At 72.6% G+C, this 4,697-nt stretch carries 3 protein-coding genes; 2 read left to right on the top strand and 1 reads right to left on the bottom strand.

The annotated features are described in order from the left end of the window. On the top strand, positions 1–2,924 hold a 2,924-nt coding region (locus E1J50_RS25820), incomplete at its 5' end, for an Ig-like domain-containing protein (RefSeq protein WP_207919301.1). Here E1J50_RS25820 and E1J50_RS25815 read toward each other — a convergent pair. Further along, positions 2,882–3,931 carry a tetratricopeptide repeat protein gene (locus E1J50_RS25815; protein WP_132257097.1) on the bottom strand — a complete coding sequence of 350 codons (1,050 nt, stop codon included), beginning with the start codon at positions 3,929–3,931 and terminating at the stop codon, positions 2,882–2,884. The two genes, E1J50_RS25820 and E1J50_RS25815, sit on opposite strands and share 43 nt — an antisense overlap. Before the next feature lie 258 nt (positions 3,932–4,189). Here E1J50_RS25815 and E1J50_RS25810 point away from each other — a divergent pair. Beyond that, positions 4,190–4,697: TonB-dependent receptor plug domain-containing protein (locus E1J50_RS25810; protein WP_245516764.1), on the top strand; the 508-nt coding region annotated here is incomplete at its 3' end.

The raw sequence follows: 4,697 nt of genomic DNA, 5'->3' as shown, positions 1-4,697 counted from the left end.
GCGCGGTGGCGGGATCGGGCGGCAGCTACACGGTCACCGTCGCGAACGTGACGGGCAGCGGCACGCTCACGCTCTCGCTGGCGCCGGGCTCCGACATCGCGGATGCCGCGGGCAACCTCGCGAGCCTGATCCCGGCCTCGCGGGCCGTCGACGTCCCGGTGCCGGGGGAGCCGGCACGCACGGTGATCACCGGCTTCGGCGAGGATTCCGGCCTCGTCGGCGACGGCATCACCAACGATCCCGCGCCGGTGCTGACCGGCACCGGCATCGCGGGCGGAACGGTCTCGGTGAGCTACACCGACGCGGCCGGCCCGCACACGCTGACCGGCGCGATCGACGCGCAGGGCAATTGGAGCCTCGCGCTCCCGAGCCTCGCGGATGGCGGCTACAGCTTCACCGCGAGCGCGACCGGCCCGAACGGCGAGACGGGCCGCGCCTCGGCGCCGCTCGCCCTCACCATCGACACGACGGCCGACGCCGCGCCGACCGTGACCCTCGTCGTGGCGGAGCCGGCCAGCGGCGCGCTGACGCCCCAGGAGGCGGCCGCGGCCGCCTTCACCCTCGCCGGGCTCGACGCCGGCTCCACCGCCACCGTGACCTTCACGGACGGCATCCGCAGCGTCGACGCCGTGGCGCAGGCCAACGGAACCTACACCGTCGACCTGTCGAGCTTCAGCGGCACCGTGACATCGACGGTCGTGATCACGGACGTGGCCGGCAACCGGGCGACCGGGAGCGGCAACGCCGTGGATGTCGACCAGGGCGGGGCGCAGCCCTCGGACCTCGTGACGCCGCTGATCGCGGGCATCGACGCCGATACCGGCACGCCGGGTGACGCGATCACCAGCGACACCTCGCCCTCCGTCACGGGTCTCGGCACGCCCGGCACCACGGTCGTGCTCCGCTACACCGATGCCGCCGGCCCGCACGACCTGACCGTGCCGGTCGCCTCGGACGGGACCTGGCGGGTCGACCTGCCGACGCTGCCCGACGGCACCTACGACGTGGTCGCCACCGGCCGCGACGCGGCGGGCAACGTCTCTGCGCCATCGCAGCCCCTGCGGGTGGTGATCGACACGGTGGCCGATGCCGGCGCACCGGTCGCCCTCGCCGTCGCTCCGCCCGCGGATAGCGTCGCGGGCGCGGCGGAAGCCGCCAACACGGCCTTCACGGTGAGCGGGCTCGACCCCGACGCCACCGCGGCGGTGACCTTCACGGACGGCACGCGCAGCGTCACCGTGCAGGCGGGGGCGGACGGGCGCTACACGGCGGACCTGTCGAGCCTCAACGGCACCGTCACGTCGAGCCTCGTCTCGACCGATGCGGCCGGCAACGTCGCGACGGCGAGCGGCCAGCCGATCGCGATCGACAGCGTGGCGCCGGCCGCGCCCACGGTCGACGGCACGAGCGGCGGCACCAGCGCCGATCCCTCGCCCGTCTTCACGGGCTCGGCCGAGCCCGGCAGCACGGTCACCGTCACCTACGGGACCCCGCAGGGACCCGCCACGGTGACGGGCACGACGGGCAGCGACGGCCGCTGGAGCGTCGAGGTGCCGCCGCTGCCCGACGGCACCTACACGTTCACGGTGGACGCCACCGATGCCCAGGGCAACCGCGGCGCCAGCGGGGCGCCCGTGGTTCTGACGATCGACGCGGTGCCGGACCCGGCCAACATTCCGCCCACCGGGGTCGTCGACAGCGCGCGGACCACGGCCCACGCCCTGGCGATCGCCGGCAACGTGCTCGCGAACGACCAGGACGTGAACACCGGTGACGTGCTGCGGGTGGCCGCGGTGCAGTTCGCGGGTGGCCTCGGCCACGCCGTCACGGGCGACGGCAGCGTCGAGGTCGTGGGCAATTTCGGCACGCTGCGGCTCGCCGCGGACGGGAGCTACAGCTACCAGGCGATCGGCGCGAACAGCCTGAATGCCGGCGCCACGGCGGTCGAGTCCTTCTACTACACGGTGAGCGACGGCCACGGCGGCTTCGCGCAGACGCGTCTCGACGTGACCGTGGTCGGCGAGGTGCCGCGGGCCGAGCAGAGCTTCGGCTTCGCGTTCACGGACGCCAAGGTCAGCCTCGACGGGGAGAAGCTCGTCCTGGTCGGGCCGGACGGCATCGTCCACGACGTCACGGGCATCGACACGCTGCGCTTCAGCGACGGCACGATCCAGAACAACGACAATTATCGCGTGGTGGACGACATCTACTACTACGCGAAGAATCTCGACGTCTGGCGTGCCCATGTCGACGCCGACGACCATTTCGCGACCTTCGGCTGGAAGGAGGGCCGGGACCCCAACGCCTATTTCCACACGGCGGAGTATCTCGCCGAGAATCCCGACGTGGCGGCGGCGGGCGTCAACCCGCTCAGCCACTACCTCGCCTACGGCGAGCGCGAGGGCCGCAGCCCGAGCGAGGGGTTCAGCGCGGAATCCTACCTCAAGCAGAACGGCGACGTGGCCCAGGCGAACCTGAACGCCCTGGCCCACTACTTCGCCTACGGCCAGGACGAGGGCCGCAGCGTGCTGGCCGGCGAGGGCCCCGGCAACGTCACCGGCGATTTCGACCCCGGCTACTACCTCGCCAACAACCGGGACGTCGCGGCCGCGACCCCGGCGGGCCGGGAAGCCGAGAGCTGGGCTCTTCAGCACTACCTCACCTACGGCGCGGGCGAGGGCCGGGATCCGAGCGCCTTCTTCGACACGACCTACTATCTCGCCCAGAACCCGGACGTGGCGGCGGCAGGCATCAACCCGCTGATCCACTACCAGGAATTCGGCTGGCGGGAGGGCCGCAACCCGAGCGAGGCGTTCGACACCAACGCCTACCTGGCCCAGAACCCGGACGTGGCCCAGGCCCAGATCGACCCGCTGGAGCACTACCTCCAGTACGGGATCCACGAGGGCCGTCTCCTGACCTGAGGCCGGCCCGGCCGCCCCGCCCGGACCCTCGTCCGGACGGGGCGGCGCGGGAGATCCCCGCTCCGGCGGGGGAGGGTGCCGCGCTGCGCCGTCAAGGCCCGGCGCAGGCAGAGCCAGGCCGCCACGGCGAGAGCGACTCGCATTGGCGCGCGGGCCGGGGCGGCCGGTGGAGCGGCGGCGGCGACGTCGGGCTCCGCGCGGGTGGGCTCGGCTCCGCCCTGGCCCAGCGCCCGGCGTGCCCGCAGAGCGATCCCCTCGAAGCCGGCGGGCCGCCCGCTGTCCAGGGCATCGGCGAGCGTGGCGAGGCAGTTCGGCGTCGCGGTGGCCAGCGCCGTCTCGAACCACGGCCCCGCCTCGTCCGGCCGCCCGCCCTCGGCCAGGAGAAGGCCGAGATTGAGCGCCCCCCAGCAATCGCCACCCTCGGCCGCGCGCCGGTAGCAGGCCCGCGCCGCCGCCCGGTCGACGGGCGTGCCCCAGCCCTCCTCGTGGCAGCGACCGAGCAGGCCGATCGCCTTGGCGTGCCCCGTGGCGGCGGCGGCCGCGAAATGCCGGGCCGCCTCCGCATGGTCGCGCCGCACGCCGGTGCCGTAGAGGAGGAGGCAGCCGACATTGTACTGCGCCCAGGCGAGGCCGCCCGCGGCCGCCCGCCGGTAATGGCGCAGGGCCTCGGCCTGATCGACCGGCACGCCCCAGCCGAGCTCGTGGCAGCGCCCGACCATGTTGCGGGCCTCCAGGCTGCCGATGGCGGCCGCGCGCGCGAACCACGCGTAGGCGGCGCCCGCGTCGCGCGGCACGCCCGTCCCGTCGAGATGCATCTGGCCGAGCATGAGTTGCGCCGCGCGGAATCCCTTGCCGGCCGCGAAGCGGATCCAGGACGCCGCCTCCTGCGGGCGCCGCGCGAACAGGGCGCGCCAATCGGCCTCCGAATGCCGGTGCAGATCCCAGACGTTCGGGGCCGCGCCGCAGATCCCGCTTCCCGCGCGGGCAGCTGATCCGGAAGGTGGCACGTCCGATCCCACGCCCGAGCCGTCGATCCCGCGAGCAGACCCCGGCGGGCCGCATTCAGCGGCCGCAATACCATGCATTGCACAGATGAAAAGCATCGATTGCGGGTAATCGACCGCAGTTCAGAATGATTTCAAACTCGATTTAGAGCAAATCTAAAATGTTGCGCTTGTGTATCTTTCGCTGAAAACCGCAGGATAACCGTTGCATCCGCCGGCAGAGTTTCACTAAGGACGGTCATTCAGCGGAGACTATCGGTGATGCGTGCCCAACTATCGATGAGGGACACGGGCGGATCGAATGCGGTCGGCCTCGGACTCGCGGCGACGCTCGGCGCCTTCGTGCCGTTCGACGCGGAGGCGCAGGACGTCGCCGCCGACCTGCCGCTCCTCAGCGTCGAGGGCTTCCGCCTGAGCGACCCCAACGTGCTGAACGAAGGCACCGGCCTCTCGCGGCTCCCCGGCCGCATCCAGGACACGCCGCAGGCGATCAGCGTCGTCCCGGGCGAGGTCATCCGGCAGCAGCAGGCGACCACCCTGGAGCAGGCCCTGCGCAACGTGCCGGGCATCACGGTCTCGGCGGGCGAGGGCAATGGCGGCCTCAACGGCGACCAGTTCCGCATCCGGGGCTTCCAGGCCAAGAACGACGTCTATCTCGACGGCCTGCGCGATTTCGGCGTCTACGCCCGCGACAGCTTCAACATCCAGGACGTGGTGGTCATCAAGGGCCCGGCCTCGGAGACGCTCGGCCTCGGCACCGCGGGCGGCG

The sequence above is a fragment of the Methylobacterium segetis genome, from assembly GCF_004348265.1.
GTDB classification, from domain to species: domain Bacteria; phylum Pseudomonadota; class Alphaproteobacteria; order Rhizobiales; family Beijerinckiaceae; genus Methylobacterium; species Methylobacterium segetis.
The sequence above is the reverse complement of the archived record's forward strand: the minus strand, read 5'-3'. Positions and strand labels throughout refer to the sequence as shown.